27 protein-coding genes are annotated in these 21,567 nt (G+C 62.1%); 4 read left to right on the forward strand and 23 right to left on the reverse strand.

Going from position 1 to position 21,567, the window contains the following annotated elements; genetic code table 11:
* The first annotated feature begins 7 nt into the window (after positions 1 to 7).
* Genes argB through ABMC89_RS08785 form a run of 3 tightly spaced genes read left to right on the forward strand, consistent with a single transcriptional unit; the run spans position 8 to position 1,994 of the window.
* Positions 8 to 871, forward strand: a complete 864-nt coding sequence (gene argB, locus ABMC89_RS08775; protein ID WP_349567272.1) for an acetylglutamate kinase — start codon at positions 8 to 10, stop codon at positions 869 to 871.
* A complete protein-coding gene (locus ABMC89_RS08780) occupies positions 868 to 1,503 on the forward strand; it encodes a ferredoxin (RefSeq protein ID WP_349567274.1) in 636 nt (211 codons plus the stop codon). The genes argB and ABMC89_RS08780 overlap by 4 nt, the downstream gene beginning before the upstream one ends.
* Entirely contained in the window at positions 1,500 to 1,994 is a 495-nt protein-coding gene (locus ABMC89_RS08785; protein WP_349567276.1) for a SixA phosphatase family protein, read from the forward strand. Before ABMC89_RS08780 ends, ABMC89_RS08785 begins: the two co-directional genes overlap by 4 nt.
* A gap of 48 nt (positions 1,995 to 2,042) precedes the next feature.
* Here ABMC89_RS08785 and ABMC89_RS08790 read toward each other — a convergent pair whose 3' ends face one another.
* The 17 genes from ABMC89_RS08790 to rplO form a co-directional block, all read right to left on the reverse strand.
* A complete protein-coding gene (locus ABMC89_RS08790) occupies positions 2,043 to 2,810 on the reverse strand; it encodes an amino acid ABC transporter ATP-binding protein (protein WP_349567278.1) in 768 nt (255 codons plus the stop codon).
* Positions 2,811 to 2,822: 12 nt separating this feature from the next.
* The gene (locus ABMC89_RS08795; protein ID WP_349567280.1) at positions 2,823 to 4,121 is read right to left on the reverse strand and encodes an amino acid ABC transporter permease; all 1,299 of its coding nucleotides are present in this window, start codon (positions 4,119 to 4,121) and stop codon (positions 2,823 to 2,825) included.
* A gap of 1 nt (position 4,122) precedes the next feature.
* Complete coding sequence (locus ABMC89_RS08800; RefSeq protein WP_349567282.1) at positions 4,123 to 5,361, reverse strand: amino acid ABC transporter permease; 1,239 nt, start codon at positions 5,359 to 5,361, stop codon at positions 4,123 to 4,125.
* Positions 5,362 to 5,484: 123 nt separating this feature from the next.
* Positions 5,485 to 6,501 (reverse strand): amino acid ABC transporter substrate-binding protein, encoded by a 1,017-nt coding sequence (locus tag ABMC89_RS08805; RefSeq protein ID WP_349567284.1) that lies wholly within the window; start codon positions 6,499 to 6,501, stop codon positions 5,485 to 5,487.
* A gap of 197 nt (positions 6,502 to 6,698) precedes the next feature.
* The gene (locus ABMC89_RS08810; RefSeq protein WP_349567286.1) at positions 6,699 to 7,409 is read right to left on the reverse strand and encodes an ATP12 family chaperone protein; all 711 of its coding nucleotides are present in this window, start codon (positions 7,407 to 7,409) and stop codon (positions 6,699 to 6,701) included.
* Positions 7,406 to 8,092, reverse strand: coding sequence for an HAD-IA family hydrolase (locus ABMC89_RS08815; RefSeq protein ID WP_349567288.1), 687 nt, complete (start codon positions 8,090 to 8,092; stop codon positions 7,406 to 7,408). Before ABMC89_RS08815 ends, ABMC89_RS08810 begins: the two co-directional genes overlap by 4 nt.
* Complete coding sequence (locus tag ABMC89_RS08820) at positions 8,089 to 9,135, reverse strand: RluA family pseudouridine synthase (RefSeq protein ID WP_349567290.1); 1,047 nt, start codon at positions 9,133 to 9,135, stop codon at positions 8,089 to 8,091. Before ABMC89_RS08820 ends, ABMC89_RS08815 begins: the two co-directional genes overlap by 4 nt.
* Positions 9,132 to 9,512: a fluoride efflux transporter CrcB gene (gene crcB, locus ABMC89_RS08825; RefSeq protein WP_349567292.1), complete on the reverse strand. Its 381-nt coding sequence runs from the start codon at positions 9,510 to 9,512 to the stop codon at positions 9,132 to 9,134. Before crcB ends, ABMC89_RS08820 begins: the two co-directional genes overlap by 4 nt.
* A gap of 45 nt (positions 9,513 to 9,557) precedes the next feature.
* A complete protein-coding gene (locus ABMC89_RS08830; protein WP_349567294.1) occupies positions 9,558 to 10,871 on the reverse strand; it encodes a replication-associated recombination protein A in 1,314 nt (437 codons plus the stop codon).
* A gap of 3 nt (positions 10,872 to 10,874) precedes the next feature.
* Complete coding sequence (locus ABMC89_RS08835) at positions 10,875 to 12,251, reverse strand: trypsin-like peptidase domain-containing protein (RefSeq protein ID WP_349567296.1); 1,377 nt, start codon at positions 12,249 to 12,251, stop codon at positions 10,875 to 10,877.
* Positions 12,252 to 12,401: 150 nt separating this feature from the next.
* The gene (rplQ, locus tag ABMC89_RS08840) at positions 12,402 to 12,821 is read right to left on the reverse strand and encodes a 50S ribosomal protein L17 (protein WP_349567298.1); all 420 of its coding nucleotides are present in this window, start codon (positions 12,819 to 12,821) and stop codon (positions 12,402 to 12,404) included.
* A 135-nt stretch (positions 12,822 to 12,956) separates the two neighbouring features.
* Entirely contained in the window at positions 12,957 to 13,973 is a 1,017-nt protein-coding gene (locus ABMC89_RS08845) for a DNA-directed RNA polymerase subunit alpha (protein ID WP_349567300.1), read from the reverse strand.
* A 114-nt stretch (positions 13,974 to 14,087) separates the two neighbouring features.
* Entirely contained in the window at positions 14,088 to 14,480 is a 393-nt protein-coding gene (rpsK, locus tag ABMC89_RS08850; RefSeq protein ID WP_349567302.1) for a 30S ribosomal protein S11, read from the reverse strand.
* 12 nt (positions 14,481 to 14,492) lie between these two features.
* Positions 14,493 to 14,861 (reverse strand): 30S ribosomal protein S13, encoded by a 369-nt coding sequence (rpsM, locus tag ABMC89_RS08855; protein ID WP_349567304.1) that lies wholly within the window; start codon positions 14,859 to 14,861, stop codon positions 14,493 to 14,495.
* A gap of 394 nt (positions 14,862 to 15,255) precedes the next feature.
* Positions 15,256 to 15,903, reverse strand: coding sequence for an adenylate kinase (locus tag ABMC89_RS08860; RefSeq protein ID WP_349567306.1), 648 nt, complete (start codon positions 15,901 to 15,903; stop codon positions 15,256 to 15,258).
* Positions 15,900 to 17,273 carry a preprotein translocase subunit SecY gene (gene secY, locus ABMC89_RS08865; RefSeq protein ID WP_349567308.1) on the reverse strand — a complete coding sequence of 458 codons (1,374 nt, stop codon included), beginning with the start codon at positions 17,271 to 17,273 and terminating at the stop codon, positions 15,900 to 15,902. Before secY ends, ABMC89_RS08860 begins: the two co-directional genes overlap by 4 nt.
* Positions 17,274 to 17,387: 114 nt before the next feature.
* Positions 17,388 to 17,870, reverse strand: a complete 483-nt coding sequence (gene rplO / locus ABMC89_RS08870) for a 50S ribosomal protein L15 (RefSeq protein ID WP_349567310.1) — start codon at positions 17,868 to 17,870, stop codon at positions 17,388 to 17,390.
* Between the two features lie 274 nt (positions 17,871 to 18,144).
* Between rplO and ABMC89_RS08875 the strand changes: the two genes are divergently transcribed.
* The gene (locus tag ABMC89_RS08875) at positions 18,145 to 18,957 is read left to right on the forward strand and encodes an FkbM family methyltransferase (RefSeq protein WP_349567312.1); all 813 of its coding nucleotides are present in this window, start codon (positions 18,145 to 18,147) and stop codon (positions 18,955 to 18,957) included.
* Positions 18,958 to 19,031: 74 nt separating this feature from the next.
* On the opposite strand, the gene rpmD is transcribed toward ABMC89_RS08875, so the two are convergent.
* The 6 genes from rpmD to rpsN all read right to left on the reverse strand — a co-directional run bounded on the left by rpmD (position 19,032) and on the right by rpsN (position 21,563).
* The gene (rpmD, locus tag ABMC89_RS08880) at positions 19,032 to 19,220 is read right to left on the reverse strand and encodes a 50S ribosomal protein L30 (protein ID WP_349567314.1); all 189 of its coding nucleotides are present in this window, start codon (positions 19,218 to 19,220) and stop codon (positions 19,032 to 19,034) included.
* Between the two features lie 2 nt (positions 19,221 to 19,222).
* Positions 19,223 to 19,801, reverse strand: coding sequence for a 30S ribosomal protein S5 (gene rpsE / locus ABMC89_RS08885; protein WP_349567316.1), 579 nt, complete (start codon positions 19,799 to 19,801; stop codon positions 19,223 to 19,225).
* 148 nt (positions 19,802 to 19,949) lie between these two features.
* Positions 19,950 to 20,309: a 50S ribosomal protein L18 gene (gene rplR / locus ABMC89_RS08890; RefSeq protein ID WP_349567318.1), complete on the reverse strand. Its 360-nt coding sequence runs from the start codon at positions 20,307 to 20,309 to the stop codon at positions 19,950 to 19,952.
* Entirely contained in the window at positions 20,309 to 20,842 is a 534-nt protein-coding gene (rplF, locus tag ABMC89_RS08895; protein WP_349567320.1) for a 50S ribosomal protein L6, read from the reverse strand. Before rplF ends, rplR begins: the two co-directional genes overlap by 1 nt.
* A 10-nt stretch (positions 20,843 to 20,852) precedes the next feature.
* Positions 20,853 to 21,245 (reverse strand): 30S ribosomal protein S8, encoded by a 393-nt coding sequence (gene rpsH, locus ABMC89_RS08900; RefSeq protein WP_349567322.1) that lies wholly within the window; start codon positions 21,243 to 21,245, stop codon positions 20,853 to 20,855.
* A 12-nt stretch (positions 21,246 to 21,257) separates the two neighbouring features.
* Positions 21,258 to 21,563, reverse strand: a complete 306-nt coding sequence (rpsN, locus tag ABMC89_RS08905) for a 30S ribosomal protein S14 (protein WP_349567324.1) — start codon at positions 21,561 to 21,563, stop codon at positions 21,258 to 21,260.
* Positions 21,564 to 21,567: the final 4 nt, after the last annotated feature.

The following is a 21,567-nucleotide window of genomic DNA, read 5'->3' on the forward strand; positions in this document are numbered from 1 at the left end:
CCGAAGAATGAGAAAACAAGACATGAACCGCGATTGGGCCGCTACCGCCGCCACCCTGTCACAGGCGCTGCCTTACATGCAGCGCTACAACGACGCGACCGTCGTGATCAAACTGGGCGGCCATGCCATGGGCAGCGACGACGCGATGATGGAATTCGCGCGCGACGTGGTGCTGATGCGGCAGGTGGGCGTCAATCCGGTCATCGTGCACGGCGGTGGCCCGATGATCAACGACATGCTCCGGCGGCTCGATATCAAATCCGAATTCGTCAACGGCAAGCGCGTGACCGATGCCGCGACCATGGAAGTGGTCGAGATGGTTCTCTCCGGCCTCGTCAACGCCAAGATCGTGCAGGCGATTTCCGCGCAAGGCGGACGGGCGGTAGGTGTGTCGGGCAAGGACAGCGGCCTGATCATCTGCGAACCGGAAGACCCGGCCTTGGGTCTTGTGGGCAAGCCGACCAATGTGAACCCCCGCCTGCTGCTCGATATGGCCGAGAAGGAGCTGATTCCCGTGATCGCACCGCTGGGAATGGGCATGGCGGGCGAGACCTTCAATATCAATGGTGACACCGCAGCAGGGGCCATCGCAGCCGCGCTGAAGGCCGATCGCCTGCTGCTGCTCACGGATGTGTCGGGGGTCAAGAACGCCGAAGGCGAGGTCGTGACGGAATTGACCGCGACACAAATCCAGCAGATGACCGCCGAGGGCACGATTGCGGGCGGCATGATTCCGAAAACCCAGACCGCCCTCGACGCGCTGGAGGCAGGGGTGCGTGCCGCGGTAATCCTCGATGGACGCGCGCCCAACGCCTGCCTGCTGGAATTGTTCACCGAGCACGGCGCCGGCTCTATCATCCGCGCCGGATGAACGGGCTCGCCGCCCTCTGCGCTCCCCATGGGCTGATGCCGATGGGCGCGCTGCACGAGGGCGGGCGCACGATTGCCCTGATCGGCTGCGACAACACCTTCTGGGACGTCTTTCGCGATAGCCCCGAGGCGCAAGATGGAAAACCCGACCCCGTTGACCGCTGGTCCGGCCGCGTCATTGCCGGCCTTGCCACTGCGGCAGAGGCCGACGATCACGTCTTTCCTTTCGGCGGCCCGCCCTTCGCCCCCTTCATCGCCTGGGCACTGGCCAGCGGAGAGGCATGGCAAAGCCCTGTGGGGATGCTGGTACACGCCCGCGCGGGATTGATGATCTCCTACCGTGGTGCGCTGGTCTGGGACCGGCACCTGCCCCTGCCGGATCAAACACCGGCAAATCCCTGCACCAGCTGCGCCGACCGGCCCTGCACCACCGCCTGCCCCGTCGATGCCCTGTCGGCAGACCACGGCTATGACGTGCCCGCCTGCAAAGCGTACCTCGACACCACGGCGGGCGATGCCTGTATGAGCCATGGCTGTCAGGTGCGGCGCGCCTGCCCCGTCAGCCACGCGTTTGACCGCCCGTCTGCGCAATCGGCGCACCACATGCGCTATTTCAAGGGAACCGGCGAATGAAGCGACTGATCCTGATGCGCCATGCGAAATCGGACTGGGCCGGTGACCTGCCAGACATCGAACGCGGCCTGAACGCGCGCGGCACCCGCAGCGCCGAGGCGATCGGGGACTGGATGCGATCAGAGAACGTGCTGCCCGATTCGGTGCTGTGTTCAGCCGCCACGCGGACGCAGGAAACGCTCGCCGGCCTGAAGCTGTCAGAGGATACGGCGGTGACCGTTACGAGAGAGCTCTACCTCGCCGACCCCGAAGAGATGCTCGCTATCCTGCGGACCGCTAATGCCGATACCGTTCTCATGCTCGGGCATAATCCCGGCTCTGCGATGCTGGCATCCGATCTGGTGGCTGCCCCGCCCGCGCACGCTGATTTCCACCGGTTTCCCACCTGCGCCACACTGGTTGCAGACTTCACGATCAACGACTGGTCACAGCTGCGCATCGGCACCGGTACAGTCCGGCACTTCGTGGTCCCCCGAGAAATAATGAAATAGGGGCGAAGGTTTCCCTTCGCCCCCGGAAATTCTGACCATCGAAAGAGCCTAGTGGCCCAGAATCTGGCTCAGGAAGAGTTTTGTCCGCGGGCTTTGCGGATTCTTGAAGAACGCCTCTGGCTCGTTCTGTTCAACGATCTGGCCCTCGTCCATGAAGATCACGCGGTTCGCCACCTGACGGGCAAAGCCCATCTCGTGCGTGACGCAGAGCATCGTCATGCCCTCTTCGGCCAATTCGATCATCGTATCGAGCACCTCCTTGATCATTTCGGGATCAAGCGCCGATGTCGGTTCATCGAACAGCATGATGCGCGGACGCATGCACAGGCTGCGCGCAATCGCGACACGCTGCTGCTGGCCGCCGGACAGCTGGCCGGGATACTTGTTGGCCTGATCGGGGATCTTCACCTTTTCGAGGAAATGCATCGCCGTGGCTTCGGCTTCCTTCTTGGGTGTCTTGCGCACCCAGATCGGCGCCAGCGTACAGTTTTCCAGAATGGTCAGGTGCGGGAACAGGTTGAAGTGCTGGAAACACATGCCGACTTCCGACCGGATCTTGTCGATGTTTTTCAGATCCGACGACAGCAGCGTCCCGTCCACGGTGATTGAGCCCTTCTGGTGCTCCTCCAGCGCATTGATGCAGCGGATCAGCGTCGATTTACCCGATCCCGACGGGCCGCAGATGACGATGCGTTCGCCACGGTAGACCGTCAGATCGATGTCACGCAGCACATGGAATGCCCCGTACCATTTGTTCATCTTGTTGATCTCGATCGCGACTTCGTCGGATACTTTCATTTGTGCAGTCTCAGCCATGTCGAGATCTCCTTAACGATGGTCTGTCGCGAGGCGGCGTTCCAGCCACTGCGAATATTGTGAAATGCTGTAGCAGACGACGAAGAAGACGACGCAGGCAAAGCCCAGAAGTTCCCAGTAGACGCCGTTCCATTCCGTCGAGGCGAGGATCGGTCCGCGGATCATGCCCACGATGTCGAACATCGAAATGACAGAAACGAGGGTGGTATCCTTGAAAAGACCGACAGCGATGTTGACGATCCCGGGGATCGAAATCTTCAGCGCCTGCGGCAGGATGATCAGCCGCATCGCCTGCGCGTAGTCCAGCCCGAGGCTGTCCGCCGCCTCGTACTGCCCCTTGGGCAGCGCCGCCAGACCGCCGCGGATCACCTCGGCGATATAGGCGGACGAGAACATGGTGATCATGATCACCACCCGCAGGAACAGGTCGACCGTCGCTTCGGGCGGGAAGAAATACGCCAGCATCACCGACGCCACGAACAGCAAGGTGATCAGCGGCACACCGCGGATGAATTCGATGAAGACGACGCAGATGTATTTGATCAGCGGCATCGAGCTTTGACGCCCGAGCGCCAGCGCGATCCCCAGCGGAATCGACAGCGACACACAGGTCAGGCCCAGCATCATGTTGAGCATGTACCCGCCAAGATCGCGCGACGGCACAGCTTCGAGCAGCGGCGTTTCCGGCGCCAGCATCGGCACGATGAATCCAGCAATCAGCCACACCACGACGGCCGCGGCGACACCTCCGAAAAATCCGAGGGCGAAGCTGCGGGTGACAAACCGGCTGTAGACGAGATATCCGGCTACGAAGCCGAGAAGCGCCATGATTGGCGTCCAGATGGTGCCGCCCCAGATCAGCCAGTAAGCAACGAAGGGAAACAGCGCTGTCACGATCAACAACTTGCGCGGCAGATCAAAGAACAGAACCGGCGCCAGAGCGACGAACATCAGGATAAAGGCAGTCAGGGGACGCCAGTATTCTTCCTGCGGATATTTGAACCCGAAGAGAAGCTGCGGCCAGCGTTCCACCAGCACGGCAAAACAGGCACCGCTTGTCCCCTGAAGGATCTCGCGGCACTCCGTCAGGCTGTCGGCATTCCAGACCCCGTTGAGGATCCATGGCAGCGTGCTGGCCAGGATCAGATAGATCACATAGGCCGCCGCGATTGTCAGCGCCGCGTTCGCGGGCGTCGCGAACAGGTTCTCGCGCATCCATTTGATTGGTCCGGCGGCTGTCGCCGGCGGCTCCGAGGCAGGGATCGCTGTTTCGCGTACAAAGGCGACGGATTCGGCGTGTGTATCGCTCATCTCAGCGCTCCTTCAGCTTCACGGCGTTGTTGTAAACGTTCATCCCCGCCGAAATCAGGAGCGAGATGATGAGGTAGAAGGCCATCAGCAGCAGCACGCATTCAATTGCGCGGCCCGTCTGGTTCAGGGTGATCCCGCCCAGCGTCGCGGTGATATCCGCGTAGCCGACGGCAATCGCCAACGACGAGTTCTTGGTGATGTTGAGGTACTGCGAGATCAACGGCGGGATGATGACCCGCAGCGCCTGCGGCAGAACCACAAGGCTCATCACGCGGCGCGGGCGCAGGCCCAGCGCAGAGGCCGCTTCGGTCTGCCCCTTGCTGACGGCAAGGATACCGGCGCGCACGTTCTCGGCGATGAAGGCACCGGTGTAGATCGACAGGGCGAACCACAAGGCGATCAGCGGGCCGCCGATCTTGAGGCCACCGCCGAAGTTGAAACCGCTCAGCGCGGGAATGTCCCACGCAAGCCCGAGGATCGTCAGCAGGATGATGATCGGCACGAACCAGATCGCGAGGTTGATCCACAGTGTGTTGGGCCGGACGCCGGTCGCTGCCTGCTTGGCCTCGGCGCGGGCGGTCACCGCTCGCGTACCGAAAAGCGCCGCCACCATGGTCGCGATGACCAAAAGCCAGTTGATCCAGCTTCCATCCTCGCCACCGATGCCGCGGGTGAAATAGGGACCCGGAATATAGACGCCGCGGTTGGTGAAGGCGAAGAGGTCGAAAAGCATGGTGGAATCGGGATCGTCGCCGCGGAACGCACTTGGCGCAGGCATCACGGCGGTCATGATGGTGAAGATGATGATGATCCAGATCAGCACCGGAATATTCCGGAAGATCTCGACGTAGACCGCCATCAGCTTGCGCACCAGCCAGTTGTTGGACAGGCGCAGAACACCGGCAATGACGCCGAAGACGGTTGCGGTGATACAGGCAAGGAACGCGACCAGCAGCGTATTGAGAATGCCGACCATGGCGGCGCGCAGGTTGCTCGACTGGCTGTTGTAGTCGATCAGCGTCTGGTTGATGTCATAGCCCGCAGGCGCACCGAGGAAGTCGAACGCGATGTTCAGACCGGCCTCACGCAGGTTCTCGGCAAGGTTGGAATAAAGATAGAAAAGGCAGGCCGCCAGAATTATCGCCGCGATCACCTGAAGCGTCGCCGAGCGATAGCGCGTGTCGTTCAACAGCATGGATAGCCGGAACGAGCCCTGCTGAGGGTCCGAGAGTGTCGACATGAGATGTATCCCCGTGTGCCCGGTCCTTAAGGATGCGCTTTTCGCGTCTAATCCGGGTCAGTTTGCCTTCGTCCAATAAGGCACGAAGGGCGCGGATTATACCGCGCCCTCCGGCTGTCGTTTTTAGCGGAAAGGTGGGCTGTAAAGCAGGCCGCCGTCTGTCCACTGCGCGTTCAGACCGCGCGCCAGACCGATTGGCGTTTCTTCACCGATGTTCTTGGCAAAGATTTCACCGTAGTTGCCCTGGGTTTCGATTGCGCGCTTGGCCCAATCGGCATCCAGACCCAGCATGGAGCCCAGCTCGCCCTCGGTGCCCAGCAGGCGGGCGACTTCGGGATTGTTTGTGCCCGATGCCATTTCAGCAACGTTGGCCGACGAAACGCCCAGCTCTTCTGCTGTGATCAGCGCGTTCAGAGTCCAGCGCACGATGTCGCCCCACTCGTTGTCGCCGTGACGTACCAGTGGGCCCAGTGGCTCTTTGGAAACGATCTCGGGCAGCAGGATGTGCTCGCCTGGGTTTTCGAAGGTCGCGCGTGTGGCGGCCAGACCGGAAGCGTCTGTCGTGTAGACGTCGCAGGCACCGGCAAGGTACTGCTGCTGTGCTTCGGCGTTGGTTTCAATCGGCACGGGCTCGTAGCTGATGTTGTTCTTGCGGAAGTAGTCCGCGAGGTTCAGCTCGGTTGTTGTGCCGGTCTGGATGCAGACGGTCGCGCCGTCCAGATCCTTGGCCGACGAAACGCCCAGTGCTTTTGGCACCATGAAGCCCTGACCATCGTAGTAGTTGATGCCGGTAAATTCGAACTTCAGGTCGTTGTCACGGCTGAATGTCCATGTGGTGTTGCGTGCCAGCATGTCGATCTCGCCGGATGCCAGCGCGGTGAAGCGTGTCTTGCCGGTTGTCGGAACGAATTCAACGGCGTTCGGGTCGCCCAGAACGGCGGCGGCAACTGCGCGGCAAACTGCCACGTCAAAGCCTTTCCATTCGCCGTTGGCGTCAGGTGCGGCAAAGCCCACAAGGCCCGTTGTCACACCGCAGTTCAGTTTGCCGCGCGACTTGACATCGTCAAGCGTGGCTGCGGCTGCTGCACTGGCGGACAGACCAACGACGGTCAGCGCGCCAAGAATGTAAGATTTCTTCATTTTTACCTCTTCCTGAGTTTCCGCCATGGTTAAGACGGAGATAACGGCGCTTTGCGCGCCGGTGGCGATACTGCACGGGTTTCCCCGCGTAGTGGCCGTCACTGTGGGCGGATTTGCGCCAAAAGGTCAAGGGCGGGCCGGTCAATTTTGAGGCGACGAGACAGCTTGACCCAGGGGCAATGCCTGTATTTTAGCTTCTACCGCTGGGCGAGAGCGAACATCCGCGTCGCGTGCAGGAATGCCTCATGTTTAAGCGCCGCAAGCGCAGTCGCCTCTTCGTCCTCGCCCCACTGCTCTTCCTGCCAGATCTCGTCGAGCCGGGAGATACGCCAGATTTCGTCCGCGGGCCGGACCTGTTGCGCTGCCGCAAAACCGAGCACCAGAGACCCCGACAGGCTCACAAGATCGTGAAAGGCGGCAAGTTCGAACGAATCCAGCCGTGCGGTATGGCTGTGAAGCACTTCGAGCGCCGCAGGATCCTGTGGCTGGTGCATGACGCCCACCCGCGGCTCCAGACGCGCGCCCAGCGCCTGATGCGCCCAGTCCAGCATCGGATCCCAGATTTCCGCCTGCCGCGCCACCAGTTCTTCGGGGCGATCGGCGCGGTAGCACAAGAGATCGCTGTCGCCGTAGGCCGCCAGCATCTCGACGACCTCCTGCTTTTGCACCGCCACCTTGTCGATCGCGGCATTCGCCGTTTTGGTCACCGGCATCGTGTGCGGCTTGATCTCTTTTTCCTGCGCGTCCCACTCCAGCGCGATCGCTTCGGCCATAGCACGGGTCGGGACGGCAAGCGGGCGTTTGGCAGGTGTCTTTACCGGACGACCGTCCAGCGCGACGGAATAGCCTGCGGGATGTTCCACCACATCGGCGGCTTTCCAGAACCGTTTCGCCTTCCATTCGCTCATGTCTCTTCCTTCCAGATCTCTTCGAGCAGCGGCACAAGCGCGGTGAAATCCGCGATCAGATGTGTCGCCGAAGCCAGCCTTTCGGCTGGATGATAGCCCCAGCCGACCCCGATGCCAGTGATCCCGGCAGAGGCGGCCATTTCCATGTCAAAGCTCGTATCGCCGATCATCACCGCATCCGGCGCATCGATTCCGGTTTCGGAAAGCGCGGTTTCCAGCATGGCGGGGTGCGGCTTGGACGGATGGAAATCCGACACCTGCTGGGTGATGAAATAGCCTTCGAGGCCGTGCCCCTCGATCAGCTTGTCGAGCCCGCGTCGCGACTTGCCCGTCGCCACCCCGAGCAGCACCTCGTCCCGTGCGCGCAGGCGGTCCAGCGCGTCACGCGCACCGGGGTAAAGCGGCGAGGATTGCGCGGCCCCCTGCGCGGCGCGCAGGGCCACATAGGCGTCCTTGTACCCATCGACCAGCCGCCGGTGGGTGGTCACACCCGCCTGCGGCGCGAGAAGTGGCATCATCACCTCCAGCGACAGGCCGACATGGGACAGAACGGACGCGCGGTCGGGCGGCGCAAGGCCCTCGGCCTCGAAGGCGAGCGTCATCGCGCCAAGAATATCCGCCTGGCTGTCGACCAACGTGCCATCCACGTCGAAGACCACCAGACGCAGGCGGTCGTCACTCATCCCCAGTCTTCCTCGAACGGGTCTTCGGGTACGTCCGATGGCTGCCACTGGAAGGTGTCCCAGGTGCGGGCCATGTGGTCCGGCAAGGGGGCCGTCAGATGCAGGATCGCGCGGGTCGCGGGGTGTTCGATCTTCAGGCTGCGGGCGTGCAGATGCAGCTTCTTAGACAGCTCTCCGCCCAGCTGCGCGCCCCAGCCGTCGCCGAGGTTTTCCTGACCCGACCCGCCGTATTTGCCGTCGCCCACGATCGGATGCCCGATTTCGGCCATATGCGCGCGCAGCTGGTGCGTCCGTCCGGTGACCGGGATCAGCGCCATCCAGCAGCAGCGGGTGCCGGCTTGTTCCAACGTGGTGTAATCGGTTGTCGCGCGCTTTGCGCCGGGCGTGTCATCGACTTCGGCGGGATGGACGGCGACCATCTTCTCCCCCTCGCCGCGCTTGCCGTGCCCACCGGCCTTGACCAGCCCGTACTTGATGGTCCCGTCCCGCGGCTGCGGCACACCGGCAACGGCAGCCCAGTAGATCTTGCGCGTCTCGCGGTGCCGGAAATTCGCCGTCAGCGCCTTCGCCGCCTCGCGGGTGCGCGCCAGCAGCAACACGCCTGACGTATCCTTGTCGATCCGGTGCACCAGACGCGGCCGTTCCTCCAGATCGAACATCAAAGCCTCGCTCAGCGCGTCGACGTGGCGTTCGCCCATCCCCGACCCGCCCTGCACCGCAAGGCCCGGCGGCTTGTTCAGGGCGATCACGTGGTCATCGCGGTAGATCACGCAGGAGCGGATGAATTTCGCGTCCGCCTCGCTGATGCCGCCACGCTCCGGCGCGGGAGCCTTGGTGTCGGGCAAGGGCGGAATGCGCACCTGCTGGCCGACCTCGATGCGGGTCGATCCCTTGACCCGCCCGCCGTCGACGCGGATTTCCCCCTTGCGGCACATCTTGTCGACACGCCCCTGCGGGATATGCGGAAACAGGCGCTTGAACCAGCGGTCAAGCCGCTGATCCCCGTCGCCTTCGGCCACGGTGATGGTCTGGACACGGCTCATGCAAATACTCCCCGGGCCAGCAAAAGGCCCAACATCAATCCCGCGATACTCAACCCCACGGACAGCGCCACATAGGCACCTGCCGCAGCGATCTGCCCCCGTTCGACCAAGGTCACGGTTTCCAGCGAAAAGGCGGAAAACGTCGTGAACCCGCCCAGCAGGCCGGTCATCACGAAGGGGCTGAGGTGCGTCAGACCCTTCTGCGCCGCCGCGACGACGAAAACGCCCATCAGGAACGACCCGATCACGTTGACGCCCAGAACCGCGACAGGAAACTCCTGCGGACCGGTCAGGCGCAACACGCCCACCCCCACGAGAAAGCGGGCCGCGGCACCGATGGCACCGCCCGTGGCAACAAGAGCAACAGTTGAAATCATGCCGCGTCTGTCCGCCCTGACGCGGCAAATGTCAAGCATGGGGCCCTAGCCGCCCCGCTTGCTCCGCAGCTTCGCGAAATAGTCGAGCCGCTTCTTCAACTCACGCTCGAACCCGCGTTCGACCGGCTGGTACATCTCTTCGCGCGCCATGCCGTCCGGGAAACAGTTCTGCCCCGAAAATCCGTCTTCGGCGTCATGGTCGTAGGCATATCCCTTGCCGTAGCCGAGGTCCTTCATCATCGAGGTCGGCGCGTTCAGGATATGCTTGGGCGGCGGTTCGGATCCGGTCTTCTTGGCCGCGCGGCGCGCTGCCTTGTAGCCCACGTAGGCCGCGTTCGATTTCGGCGCCAGCGCGAGGTAGACAACCGCCTGCGCCAGCGCAAGCTCGCCCTCGGGAGAGCCGAGCCGCTCGTAGGTTTCCCAGCTTTGCAGGCAGACTGCCTGCGCCTGGGGATCGGCCAGACCGATATCTTCGACCGCCATCCGCGTGATCCGCCGCGCGAGGTATCGCGGGTCCTCCCCGCCTTCCAGCATCCGCGCGAACCAGTACAAAGACGCATCAGGATCGCTGCTGCGCACCGATTTATGCAGGGCCGAGATCAGGTTGTAGTGTTCGTCCCCGCCCTTGTCATATTGCGCCGCGCGCTTTGACAGCCGCTTGCCCAGAGCTTCGGGATCAAGAGGATCGTCGCCTTTCCACGCAGCGATCTGTTCGATCAGGTTCAGCAGTGCGCGCCCATCCCCGTCGGCCATATCCAGAAGCTGCTGGCGCGCTTGGGGTGTGACCGGCAACGGCCGGCCCAATTCGGTCTCGGCACGTTGGGCGAGCCCTTCCAGATCCTCCCCGTCCAGCCGCTCCAGAACCAGAACCTGCGCACGGCTCAGCACGGCGCGGTTCAACTCGAAGCTTGGGTTCTCTGTGGTGGCCCCGACCAGCAGGATCGTGCCGTCCTCCATATGGGGCAGAAACCCGTCCTGCTGCGCCTTGTTGAAGCGGTGGATCTCGTCCACGAACAAAAGCGTGCCCTGCCCGGTCTCGCGGCGCTGCTTTGCGGCCTCGAACACCTTGCGCAGCTCTGGCACGCCACTGAAAATCGCGCTGATCTGGACGAAATGCAGATCGGTCTCATCCGCCAGCAGACGCGCGATCGTCGTCTTGCCGACGCCCGGCGGCCCCCAGAAGATTAGCGAACTCAGCGCGCCGTCCTGCAACATCGCGGTCAGCGGCGCGTCCGGCCCCAGAATCTGGTCCTGCCCGATGACCTCGGCCAGCGTCTTGGGGCGCAGCCGGTCGGCAAGAGGCCGGTGCGCGCTTTCCGTGGCCGGTGTCGTGGCTGCGGTTCCGAAAAGATCTGCCATGCCCTACCCCCTGAACCGCATCGTGATCCGGCGCGCCCCGCGCTGGACGACCATCTCGATCCGCCGCATCTGTCCATCTAGCAGCTGCGCCACGTCGTCGGGATGCGCGGGGACAATACCGTTGACGGCAAGGATGACATCCCCGGCGCGCAGCCCCGCCCGCGCGGCGTATGGGCCTGAGTCGGTCACGGCCACACCTTCGATTTCGAGCGGCAGGTTCAGCTCCGACAGGACGGCCGGATTGATCCGAACGACCGACAGCCCCGGAAAGGCACTTTGGGTGTCCAGCGTGACGGGATCGCGCGGGGGATCCTCTGGCGCCGCGATCAGGGCGACACGCGCCGTGCGTTCCTCCTCGCCCCGCGAGAACCCGACCTCGGCCTCGGCGCCCAGCCCCGCAACACTCATCCGGTAGATCATCTCGGCGGGGGTGTTCACCGGCTGGCCTCCGACGGTGAGGATCACATCGCCGACCTCCAGCCCCGCTGCACGGAAGGGGCTGACCGCATGCAGCCCCGAGATGATCAGCCCGCCCGAGCGATCAAAGCCGAGGGTTGCCGCCATATCCGCATCGAGCGGCTGGCCGCTGATACCGGCCCAGGGCTTGCCGAAACTCGTCGCACCGCTGCGCGCCTGCGCGACGAAAGCCGCGACAAGATCCGCAGGGATGGCGAAGCCGATGCCGTTGGAACCGCCCGAGCGCGTCAGGATCGACGTATTCACCCCGATCAGACGCCCGTCCACATCGACCAGCGCCCCGCCGGAGTTGCCGGGGTTGATCGGTGCGTCCGTCTGGATGAAATACCCCTGACCGCCGCCACCGGATGCCCCCGACCGCGCGAGGCCCGACACGATCCCGCTGCTGACGGTCTGGCCGACGCCGAAAGGGTTTCCGATGGCGAGCGCCAATTCACCGACCTCGACACTGTCGCTGTCGCGCAGGTCGAGAAAGGGCAGCGGATCGGGCGCGTCGATCTTGAGAATGGCAAGGTCCGCCTCTTCGTCGCCCAGAAGCACCCGCGCCTGAAATTCGCGCCGGTCAGCGAGCACCACACGGATGTCCGTGGCCATGCCGACAACATGGTAATTGCTGACCACGATGCCGTCCTCCGACAGGATCACCCCCGACCCCAGCGAGTTCTGGACCCTCGGCTTGCGCTCGGCAAAAGGGTCGCGAAAGAAGCGTTCGAAGAACGGATCGGATTGCAACGGGGTGCCACGTTGCTGGCGCATGATGCGCGCATAGATGTTCACCACCGCAGGAGCAGCCTGTTTGACCACGGGAACAAAGCTCATCCGCATTTCGGCTGCCGATTGTGGCACCTGCTGCGCGATGGCCGGAGCGGTGAGGAAAATCAGTAGAAGGGCGATATATCTCATGGGTCTGATATGCGCTTCCGCGAGACCGCGCGCAACAACGCGCCCGATGTTTTTCCTCCGCCCGGATCGTGACCGCCAGGCGCGCGCCCCTCAAGAACGCAAAAGGCCCCGCTGTTGCCAGCGGGGCCTCGCGCGCCAGAGCGGCGGAATTTATTCTGCTGCGTCATCCTCGGCAGCGACGCGTGCCTTGTCGGACGCGCCTTTGGCGTCACGGTCACGGTCGACGAACTCGATGATCGCCATTGGCGCCATGTCGCCATAGCGGAAACCGGCCTTCAGGATACGGACGTAGCCGCCCTGACGGTCCTTGTAGCGTGGTCCCAGAATGTCGAAGAGTTTCGCAACATACTGATCTTCTTTCAGGCGGGCGCGGGCCTGACGGCGGGCGTGCAGATCGCCACGCTTTGCCAGCGTGATCATCTTTTCGATGATCGGGCGCAGTTCTTTCGCCTTTGGAAGCGTTGTCTTGATTTGCTCATGTTCGATGAGCGAGCCTGCCATGTTTGCAAACAGCGCCTTGCGGTGCTCATGTGTGCGGTTCAGGCGGCGGTATCCACGTGCGTGACGCATAGTCTTTCTCCAGTACTGATGCCCTCTACGGGCGGTTTTGCTTTGTCCGGCTGGCGTGCGTAGCGCCAGCTCTCCTTGGGGTCTGCCCGACCCGGGGGTGTGCAGGGTGCGCGGGTAAGGCGCACCCTGCAAAACTTAAAAGTTGTCTTCGAACTTCTTGGCCAGATCCTCGATGTTGTCCGGTGGCCAGTCCTCGACGTCCATGCCGAGGTGCAGACCCATGCCCGACAGCACTTCCTTGATCTCGTTCAGGGACTTGCGGCCGAAGTTCGGCGTGCGCAGCATCTCGGCTTCGGTCTTCTGGATCAGATCGCCGATGTAGACGATATTGTCGTTCTTCAGGCAGTTGGCCGAACGCACGGACAGTTCCAGCTCGTCCACCTTCTTCAGCAGAAGCGGGTTGAATTCCAGACCGTCGTCATCGTCCTGACGCGAAGCGCTTTCAGGCTCGTCGAAGTTGACGAAGATGCCCAGCTGGTCCTGAAGGATACGCGCGGCGAATGCCACGGCATCATCCGGCGTGATCGATCCGTCTGTTTCCACCTTCATGGTCAGCTTGTCATAGTCGAGCACCTGACCTTCACGGGTCGGCTGCACGTCGTAGGACACTTTCTTGACCGGCGAATAGATCGCATCGATCGGGATCAGCCCGATTGGCGCATCCTCGGGCTTGTTCTTGTCGGCCGACACATAGCCTTTGCCGGTGTTGACCATCAGTTCCATGTAGATATCCGCACCGTCGTCGAGGTGGCAGATCACGTGGTCACGGTTGAGGATCTCGATACCGGCGGTTTCCGAGATATCACCGGCGGTGACAACACCCGGACCCTTCGCGGAGATCGACAGGCGCTTGGGCCCCTCAACTTCCATGCGGATCGACACACCCTTGAGGTTCAGGATGATGTCGGTGACGTCTTCGCGCACACCGGCGACGCTGGAAAACTCGTGCAGAACGTTGTCGATCTGGACAGAGGTGATGGCCGCCCCCTGAAGCGAGCTCATCAGAACGCGACGCAGCGCGTTGCCCATGGTCAGACCAAAGCCGCGCTCAAGCGGTTCGGCCACAACTGTCGCCTGACGGGCAGGATCGTTGCCGGGTTTGACGTCAAGCTGCTGTGGCTTGATCAGTTCGGCCCAATTTTTGTGGATCATGTGTCCCTCCATTCCTGTCTGCGCCCGTATGTCCGACCGGAGCAGCACCTCGAGGTTTCAAAAAGTCGTAGGGGGCCCGTGCGGATGCACGAGCCCCAATCGCAAATGTATCGCTTAAACGCGGCGGCGCTTCGGAGGGCGGCAGCCGTTGTGCGCCATCGGTGTCACATCACGGATCGAGGTGATGTTGAAACCGGCGGCGGCCAGTGCGCGCAATGCGCTTTCACGGCCGGAACCGGGGCCTTGCACTTCGACTTCCAGCGTTTTCACGCCGTGTTCCTGTGCCTTGCGGCCAGCATCTTCGGCAGCCATCTGGGCGGCATAGGGTGTCGATTTACGCGACCCTTTGAAGCCCATTGTGCCAGCCGAAGACCAGCTGATCGCATTACCCTGAACGTCAGAGATCAGGATCTTCGTGTTGTTGAAAGAAGAGTTCACATGCGCCACTCCCGCGGCGATGTTCTTGGAGACCTTACGCTTTGTGGTCCGACGTGTATCGCGTGCCATTGATGCGTCTCCTTATTTCTTCTTGCCGGCAATGGCCTTTGCGGGGCCTTTGCGGGTACGTGCGTTGGTGTGCGTGCGCTGGCCACGAACGGGCAGGTTGCGGCGGTGGCGCAGGCCACGGTAGCAGCCAAGGTCCATCAGGCGCTTGATGTTCATCTGAACGTCACGGCGCAGGTCACCCTCGACGGTGTAATTCTCGTCGATGTGCTCGCGGATTTTCAGGATCTCGGCATCCGAAAGTTCGTTGATGCGACGCGATTGTTCGATGCCGACAGCTTCGCAGATCGCTTTCGCGGAGGAGTTGCCGATACCGGTGATATATGTGAGGGCGATTGGAACCCGCTTTGCAGTCGGGATGTTAACGCCGGCGATACGTGCCACGTGTCATATTCCTTTTCGTTGCGGGTCCGTAGCTCCAGACCCTTTTTTCACAACGTAAGCCCGCGGGTTTGTCCCCCGTCGGGCTACAGCTGATCAGGTGATCTTGCGGTCGGATCCGGGTCCGGTCCGCAGTTTGATTCTCTTTCGAGATGGTGCTGACTAGGGGCTTTTCGCGGGGGCGTCAACCCGGCGGCGCTCATGGTTGTCAAAGTCGCCACGTCACCGCCTACCATGCCCTTATATATGGGCACCGAAGGCAGACCAAACACCCCCTCGCCGGCTAATTTTCCGCTCCACCAGAACGTCGACGGAGAGCGGACTGCCCATGAAGCGGAAAGGGCCGGCATCCTCCATGGCGCCGGCCCTTTCTACCTATAACCAGGTCGTGCCGGTATCAGGCGTCCAGCACCTTGGCGATGCTGGAGCGTACTTCGTCGATCTTTGCCAGACCGTCGACGACGCTCAACATATCCTTGGCGTAGTAGTATCCCACCAGCGGCGAGGTCTGTTTGTAATATGCCAGCAGACGCGTCTTGAGGCTTTCCTCGTTGTCGTCCTCGCGGCGCTTGAACTCGGTCCCGCCACAGTTGCTGCACTTGCCGTCGCTCGGGATCGGCTTGGTGTTGTCGTTATAGACCTCACCGCACGAACCACAGGTCGAGCGTGCCGTGATCCGGTCGACAAGCGCGGTGTCGTCCACCCGCATCTCGATCACCGCGTCCAGCGTCTCGCCCTGCGCCTGCATCAACGCGCCCAGGGCATCGGCCTGTGCCAGCGTGCGCGGAAAGCCGTCGAAGATGAAACCACCGTGATCGGTATCCCCTTCCAGCTTTTCGCGGATCAGGCCGATCACGATCTCGTCCGTCACAAGCGCACCGCGCGCCATGACGTCGGCGACGATCTTGCCCATTTCACTGCCGCTGTCCTTGGCTTCACGCAGCATGTCGCCGGTGGAAAGCTGGATCATATTGCGGGATTCGACGAGGTGGCGGGCCTGCGTGCCCTTACCCGCGCCGGGCGGTCCGAGGAGTATAATATTCATCGACGCACAGGGCTCCGTTTCTTGCGTGGTTTACCTTTGCCCGCGCCTTTGCCGCGCAGTTGCGATTTCTCGAGCAGCCCTTCGTATTGATGGGCCAGAAGATGCGATTGGACCTGCTGGATCGTGTCCATGGTGACCGAGACCACAATCAGTACCGATGTACCGCCAAAATAGAAGGGGATTGCGAACTGACCGCGCAGGATTTCCGGCAGGATACAGACCGCCGCCAGATAGGCCGAGCCCAGAACCAACACGCGGTTGACCACGTATTCGAGGTACTCTGCCGTGCGCTTGCCCGGACGGATCCCCGGAACGAACCCGTTCTGGTTCTTCAGGTTATCGGCCACGTCATCGGGTTTGAACGATACGTTGAACGTATAGAAATAGGCGAAGAACACGATCATCGCGACGAAGAACAGCAGGTAGAGCGGCTGCCCCGGTCCGAAGTTCGCCAGCAGCCAGGACATCACCGGGCTGGTGGAGTTGCCCGAGAAGGTGCTGACCGTCACCGGCAACAGCAACAGCGAGCTTGCGAAGATCGCGGGGATCACGCCCGATGGGTTGACCTTGACCGGCAGGTGGCTGGAGCCACCGTCGTAGACCTTCATGCCGACCTGACGGCGCGGGTACTGGATGTGGATCTTGCGCAGGGCGCGCTCCATGAACACCACGAACATGATGGTGGCAATCACCATCACCAGAACGCCGACGATGACCGCAGGGCTGATCGCGCCGGAACGGCCGGAGGCGAAGAACTGCGCGATAGCGGCGGGAACTTCGGCGATGATGCCCACGAAGATGATGAGCGAGATGCCGTTGCCGATGCCGCGTGCGGTGATCTGCTCGCCCAGCCACATCAGGAACATGGTGCCGCCCACCAGCGTGATCATGCAGGACGCGATGAAGAACGCGCCGGGATCGGCGGCGATATCGCCCGCCTGCAACGAGACGGCCAGCCCGTAGGATTGCACCGTGGCCAGCGCCACCGTGCCCCAGCGGGTGTACTGGTTGATCTTCTTGCGCCCCTGCTCGCCCTCTTTCTTGAGTTGCTCGAGCGCGGGAACCATCGACGTCATCAGCTGGACGATGATCGAGGCCGAGATGTAGGGCATGATGCCAAGCGCAAAGATACCCATCCGCCCGAGCGCACCACCGGTGAACATCGAGACCATGCCACCGATGCCCTGACCGGCACTGTCCATGAATTCGCGCAGGGCAGCGCCGTCGATTCCCGGCACGGGAATGAAGGTCCCCAGCCGGTAGACGATCAGAAGGCCGAGGGTGAACAGGATCCGGTGGCGCAGGTCGGTGGCCTTGCCAAAGGCGGACCAGCTGCTGTTCGCTGCCATATTTTCGACGGCTGAAACCATTTGGGGCTGTCCTTTTTAAACAAAACGCCGCCCGGGCCGTTTTCCGGCGGGCGGCGTTAGGGAAAACTCAAGGGTCTATGTAAGCGGGTCGACGCCCGCTCACAAGTCCGAAGCTTATTCGGACGCGTCCGCCGCAGCCGGTGCCGTGACAGTCAGGCTTCCGCCCGCCTTTTCCACAGCTTCGATCGCGGACTTCGACGCGCCTGTGACCGCGAGGGTCATCTTGGCGGTCACGTCGCCTTTGGCCAGAACGCGGATCCCGTCACGCTTGCGGCGCACGACGCCGGAGGCGATCAGCGCATCCTCGTCGATGGTGCCTTTCGCGTCGAGCTTGCCCGCGTCGATGAACTTCTGGATCAGCCCGAGGTTGACGACGGCGTATTCACGGCGGTTCGGCTTGGTGAAGCCACGCTTTGGAAGACGCTGGTAGAGCGGCATCTGGCCACCTTCGTAGCCGTTGATGCTGACACCCGAGCGCGATTTCTGGCCCTTGATACCACGGCCACCCATCTTGCCCTTGCCAGAGCCGGGGCCACGGGCAACACGCATGCGTTTCTTGGCGGCGCCTGGATTGTCGGAAAGTTCGTGCAGTTTCATGTCGCTTCTCCTTTTGCCGGATACACCCCCCAGCGACGGGAGCGGATGACCACGGCGTTTCGATTCTCGCGGGCACCCCTGTGCCCACTGCGGGCGTATAGGCGATGCACCTTGGTGAGGCAAGTGGCTGTGATAATTTGCACGCGCGGCAGGACGAAACCATTTTTATGCCACGAAACCGCGTTAACGGCTGTTAAACAGTGGAAACAGGATCGGGCCCTTTGCGCCCCATGCGGCGTTTCGCGCCAGCGATATACGAACAAAAGGCCACAGAATGAAGAAATACCTCGTCGGGACCGCTTTGGGGCATTCGCTTCTGGGCCTGTCCCACTTCAAATCGCTCAAATCCTTGCGCACGCAAAACCCCGAACGGGCGGCGATGGTCGCTAACGCGGTGCTGGCCGACAGGCTGGTCACGCGGCTCTGCCCCTCTGGGGGGACGTTTATCGACGTCGGCGCGCATATCGGCTCGATCTTTTCGACGGTACATAGGCTCGACAGTTCCGTCCGGATCGTCGCTGTCGAAGCGGATCCGTCGAAGGCCGAGAACCTTGCGGCACGGTTCGACTACATCACGCTGCACGCCTGCGCGGTTGGCGACAGCGAGGGGCAGATCACCTTCTACATCGACCCCGATGCGACCGGCTACAACTCTCTGGTCAAGCGCGAGGATGGCACACAGATCGAGATTTCGGTGGAGATCCGGAAACTTGACGACCTGCTGAAAGACGAGACACCCGATGTCATCAAGATCGACATCGAGGGCGCGGAACTGGGCGCGCTGCGCGGCGGCGCGCAGGTCATCGCAGTGCATCGGCCCACGATCATGTTCGAGAGTACCGAGACAGGCACAAACGCGCTGGGGTATTCGCCCGACCTTCTGTGGAACTGGCTACATGACATGGGCTACGGGGTCTTTACCCCCGACAGGCTGGCGCATGATGCCCCCCCGCTTGACCTGACCAGTTTTCTCGACGCCCACGCCTATCCGATGCGGACATTGAACTATTTCGCAGTCCACGACAGCAAACGCACGGATATACGCGACCGCGCCCGTGGCATCCTGGGTATCAAGGTCGGCGCCTGACCCCTGTGCGCTACGAAAAAAGCCGCCCCGAAGGGCGGCTTTCGCTGTGTCACTGCGGCAATTGCCGCTCGGCCTCAGCCTTTTTCTTCAACGATCTCGACCATGTGGCTGACCTTGTTGATCATGCCACGCACGGCTGGCGTATCTTCCAGCTCACGCACACGGTGCATCTTGTTGAGACCCAGCCCGATCAGCGTCTGGCGCTGCTTTGCGGGGCGGCGGATGGGCGAACCCACCTGCTTGATCACGATTGTCTTGGCCATGCTTATGCCTCCTCAGCCACGTGCGAGGATGCCTCGTTGGCGTCTTCGCGTTTCGGCAGGATGTCGGCCACCTTCTTGCCACGGCGCTGTGCGACGGAACGGGGCGACTGTTCCTTGCGCAGACCGTCCATGGTGGCGCGGATCATGTTGTAAGGGTTTTGCGACCCGATCGATTTGGCGACAACGTCCTTGATGCCCAGCATCTCGAACACGGCGCGCATCGGACCACCGGCGATGATACCGGTACCTTCAGGTGCGGTCCGCATCACTACTTTGCCGGCACCGTGACGGCCCGACATATCGTGGTGCAGCGTGCGGCCTTCGCGCAGCTGAACGCGGATCATCTGGCGCTTCGCCTGCTCGGTTGCCTTGCGGATCGCCTCGGGGACCTCTTTGGCCTTGCCCTTGCCGAAGCCGACACGGCCTTTCTGGTCGCCAACCACCACAAGTGCGGCGAAGCCAAAGCGCTTACCACCTTTTACGGTCTTGGAAACGCGGTTGATCGCGACCAGACGGTCCGCGAATTCTGGGGTTTCGTCGCGCTGGTTGCGGCGTCCGCCCCGGTTGTCATCTCTGGCCATGCTGGCCTCCTCACTCTTGTGGACGGTACCGTCCGTCTAGTCCAACCGAAGTGCCACCCCGTGGTGGCCCCGGTCATCGAGGGTACGCAAACAACGCATCCCCTACAGGGTCTGTGGTAGGGTGCGCAGTTGCTGCGCACCCCGGGTCTTAGATCTTCAGACCGCCTTCGCGGGCTGCATCGGCGAGCGCCTTGACCTTGCCGTGGAAGAGGAAACCGCCGCGGTCGAAGTACGCGGTGTCGACACCGGCCTTCTTCGCACGTTCCGCGATCGCCTCGCCCACCTTGGTGGCCGCCTCGATGTTGTTCTTGCCAACCACACCCAGCGCTTTTTCCAGCGTGGACGCGGACGCAACGGTCTTGCCGTTCACATCGTCGATCAGCTGGACGCTGATGTTCTTGTTTGAACGGTGCACGCTCAGGCGCATACGGCCCGCGTTCGTGCGGCGAAGTTTGTTCCGAACGCGCAGGCGGCGTTTGATGAACAGCTGACGTTTTGTGTTTGCCATTACTTCTTCTTCCCTTCTTTGCGGAAGATGAACTCGCCCTTGTAGCGGATACCCTTGCCCTTGTAGGGCTCGGGCTTGCGCCACGCACGGATGTTCGCTGCAACCTGACCAACAAGCTGTTCGTCAATGCCTTCAACCACAATCTCGGTTTGTTTCGGCGCAGTCACGGTCACGCCCTCGGGGGCTTCGTAATCCACGTCATGCGACAGGCCAAGGTTCAGCTTCAGGGTGTTGCCCTGCATCTGCGCCCGGTAACCCACACCCTGGATCTCAAGCTCTTTCTTGAAACCGGTGGTCACGCCCTGAACGAGGTTCGCAACCATGGTGCGGGACATGCCCCACTGCTGAAGCGCGCGCTTGGATTTGCCGCGCGGCGTGACAGTGACGGCACCGTCATCCACAGCCAGGGTCACATCGTCGGTCGCGTGGAACGAACGGGTGCCTTTTGGCCCTTTGACTTCGATCATCTGGCCGGAAACGGACGCTGTAACGCCGTCGGGCAGATCGACCGGTTTTTTACCAATACGAGACATCTTGCCCTCCTTAGAATACGGTGCAGAGCACTTCGCCGCCAACGTTGGCCGCCCGTGCGTTTGCATCCGACATCACACCCTGCGGGGTGGAGACAATCGACACACCCAGACCCTGACGGACCTGCGGGATATCATTTGCGCCCATGTAGACGCGGCGACCGGGCTTCGACACCCGCTTGAGTTCACGAATGACGGGCTCGCCTTCGTAGTACTTGAGGCTGATTTCGATGGCCGGATGGCCGTCGGCGCCTGTCGTCTTCTCGTAGCCACGGATGTAACCTTCGTCCGCCAGCACATCCAGAACCCATGCACGCAGCTTGGACGCCGGTGTAAGAACTGTGGATTTGCCGCGCAGCGAAGAGTTACGGATGCGTGTCAGCATATCTGCGATAGGATCGTTCATCTGATGCGCTCCTTACCAGCTCGACTTGACCATGCCGGGGATCTGGCCGTTGGAGCCGAGATCACGCAGCGCGATACGCGAGATTTTAAGTTTACGGTAGTAAGCGTGCGGACGGCCTGTCAGCTGGCAACGGTTGTGCAGACGCACAGCCGAGGAGTTGCGGGGCAGTTTCGCCAGCTTCAGGGAGGCGCGGAAACGCTCTTCCATCGGCTTGCTCTCGTCGTTGATGATTTCTTTCAACGCGGCACGCTTCGCGGCGTATTTCTTGACCAGTGCTTCGCGCTTCTTCTCGCGCTCGATCATGGATTTCTTAGCCATATCT

It is taken from the genome of Sulfitobacter sp. HNIBRBA3233 (assembly GCF_040149665.1).
Lineage (GTDB): Bacteria > Pseudomonadota > Alphaproteobacteria > Rhodobacterales > Rhodobacteraceae > Sulfitobacter > Sulfitobacter marinivivus.

Bases quoted from the DNA above. Each gene is read 5' to 3' on its own strand.
- argB (WP_349567272.1), top strand. From the start codon at position 8: ATGAGAAAACAAGACATGAACCGCGATTGGGCCGCTACCGCCGCCACC.
- ABMC89_RS08780 (WP_349567274.1), top strand. From the start codon at position 868: ATGAACGGGCTCGCCGCCCTCTGCGCTCCCCATGGGCTGATGCCGATG.
- ABMC89_RS08785 (WP_349567276.1), top strand. From the start codon at position 1,500: ATGAAGCGACTGATCCTGATGCGCCATGCGAAATCGGACTGGGCCGGT.
- ABMC89_RS08790 (WP_349567278.1), bottom strand. From the start codon at position 2,810: ATGGCTGAGACTGCACAAATGAAAGTATCCGACGAAGTCGCGATCGAG.
- ABMC89_RS08795 (WP_349567280.1), bottom strand. From the start codon at position 4,121: ATGAGCGATACACACGCCGAATCCGTCGCCTTTGTACGCGAAACAGCG.
- ABMC89_RS08800 (WP_349567282.1), bottom strand. From the start codon at position 5,361: ATGTCGACACTCTCGGACCCTCAGCAGGGCTCGTTCCGGCTATCCATG.
- ABMC89_RS08805 (WP_349567284.1), bottom strand. From the start codon at position 6,501: ATGAAGAAATCTTACATTCTTGGCGCGCTGACCGTCGTTGGTCTGTCC.
- ABMC89_RS08810 (WP_349567286.1), bottom strand. From the start codon at position 7,409: ATGAGCGAATGGAAGGCGAAACGGTTCTGGAAAGCCGCCGATGTGGTG.
- ABMC89_RS08815 (WP_349567288.1), bottom strand. From the start codon at position 8,092: ATGAGTGACGACCGCCTGCGTCTGGTGGTCTTCGACGTGGATGGCACG.
- ABMC89_RS08820 (WP_349567290.1), bottom strand. From the start codon at position 9,135: ATGAGCCGTGTCCAGACCATCACCGTGGCCGAAGGCGACGGGGATCAG.
- crcB (WP_349567292.1), bottom strand. From the start codon at position 9,512: ATGATTTCAACTGTTGCTCTTGTTGCCACGGGCGGTGCCATCGGTGCC.
- ABMC89_RS08830 (WP_349567294.1), bottom strand. From the start codon at position 10,871: ATGGCAGATCTTTTCGGAACCGCAGCCACGACACCGGCCACGGAAAGC.
- ABMC89_RS08835 (WP_349567296.1), bottom strand. From the start codon at position 12,251: ATGAGATATATCGCCCTTCTACTGATTTTCCTCACCGCTCCGGCCATC.
- rplQ (WP_349567298.1), bottom strand. From the start codon at position 12,821: ATGCGTCACGCACGTGGATACCGCCGCCTGAACCGCACACATGAGCAC.
- ABMC89_RS08845 (WP_349567300.1), bottom strand. From the start codon at position 13,973: ATGATCCACAAAAATTGGGCCGAACTGATCAAGCCACAGCAGCTTGAC.
- rpsK (WP_349567302.1), bottom strand. From the start codon at position 14,480: ATGGCACGCGATACACGTCGGACCACAAAGCGTAAGGTCTCCAAGAAC.
- ABMC89_RS08860 (WP_349567306.1), bottom strand. From the start codon at position 15,903: ATGAATATTATACTCCTCGGACCGCCCGGCGCGGGTAAGGGCACGCAG.
- secY (WP_349567308.1), bottom strand. From the start codon at position 17,273: ATGGTTTCAGCCGTCGAAAATATGGCAGCGAACAGCAGCTGGTCCGCC.
- rplO (WP_349567310.1), bottom strand. From the start codon at position 17,870: ATGAAACTGCACGAACTTTCCGACAATCCAGGCGCCGCCAAGAAACGC.
- ABMC89_RS08875 (WP_349567312.1), top strand. From the start codon at position 18,145: ATGAAGAAATACCTCGTCGGGACCGCTTTGGGGCATTCGCTTCTGGGC.
- rpmD (WP_349567314.1), bottom strand. From the start codon at position 19,220: ATGGCCAAGACAATCGTGATCAAGCAGGTGGGTTCGCCCATCCGCCGC.
- rpsE (WP_349567316.1), bottom strand. From the start codon at position 19,801: ATGGCCAGAGATGACAACCGGGGCGGACGCCGCAACCAGCGCGACGAA.
- rplR (WP_349567318.1), bottom strand. From the start codon at position 20,309: ATGGCAAACACAAAACGTCAGCTGTTCATCAAACGCCGCCTGCGCGTT.
- rplF (WP_349567320.1), bottom strand. From the start codon at position 20,842: ATGTCTCGTATTGGTAAAAAACCGGTCGATCTGCCCGACGGCGTTACA.
- rpsH (WP_349567322.1), bottom strand. From the start codon at position 21,245: ATGAACGATCCTATCGCAGATATGCTGACACGCATCCGTAACTCTTCG.
- rpsN (WP_349567324.1), bottom strand. From the start codon at position 21,563: ATGGCTAAGAAATCCATGATCGAGCGCGAGAAGAAGCGCGAAGCACTG.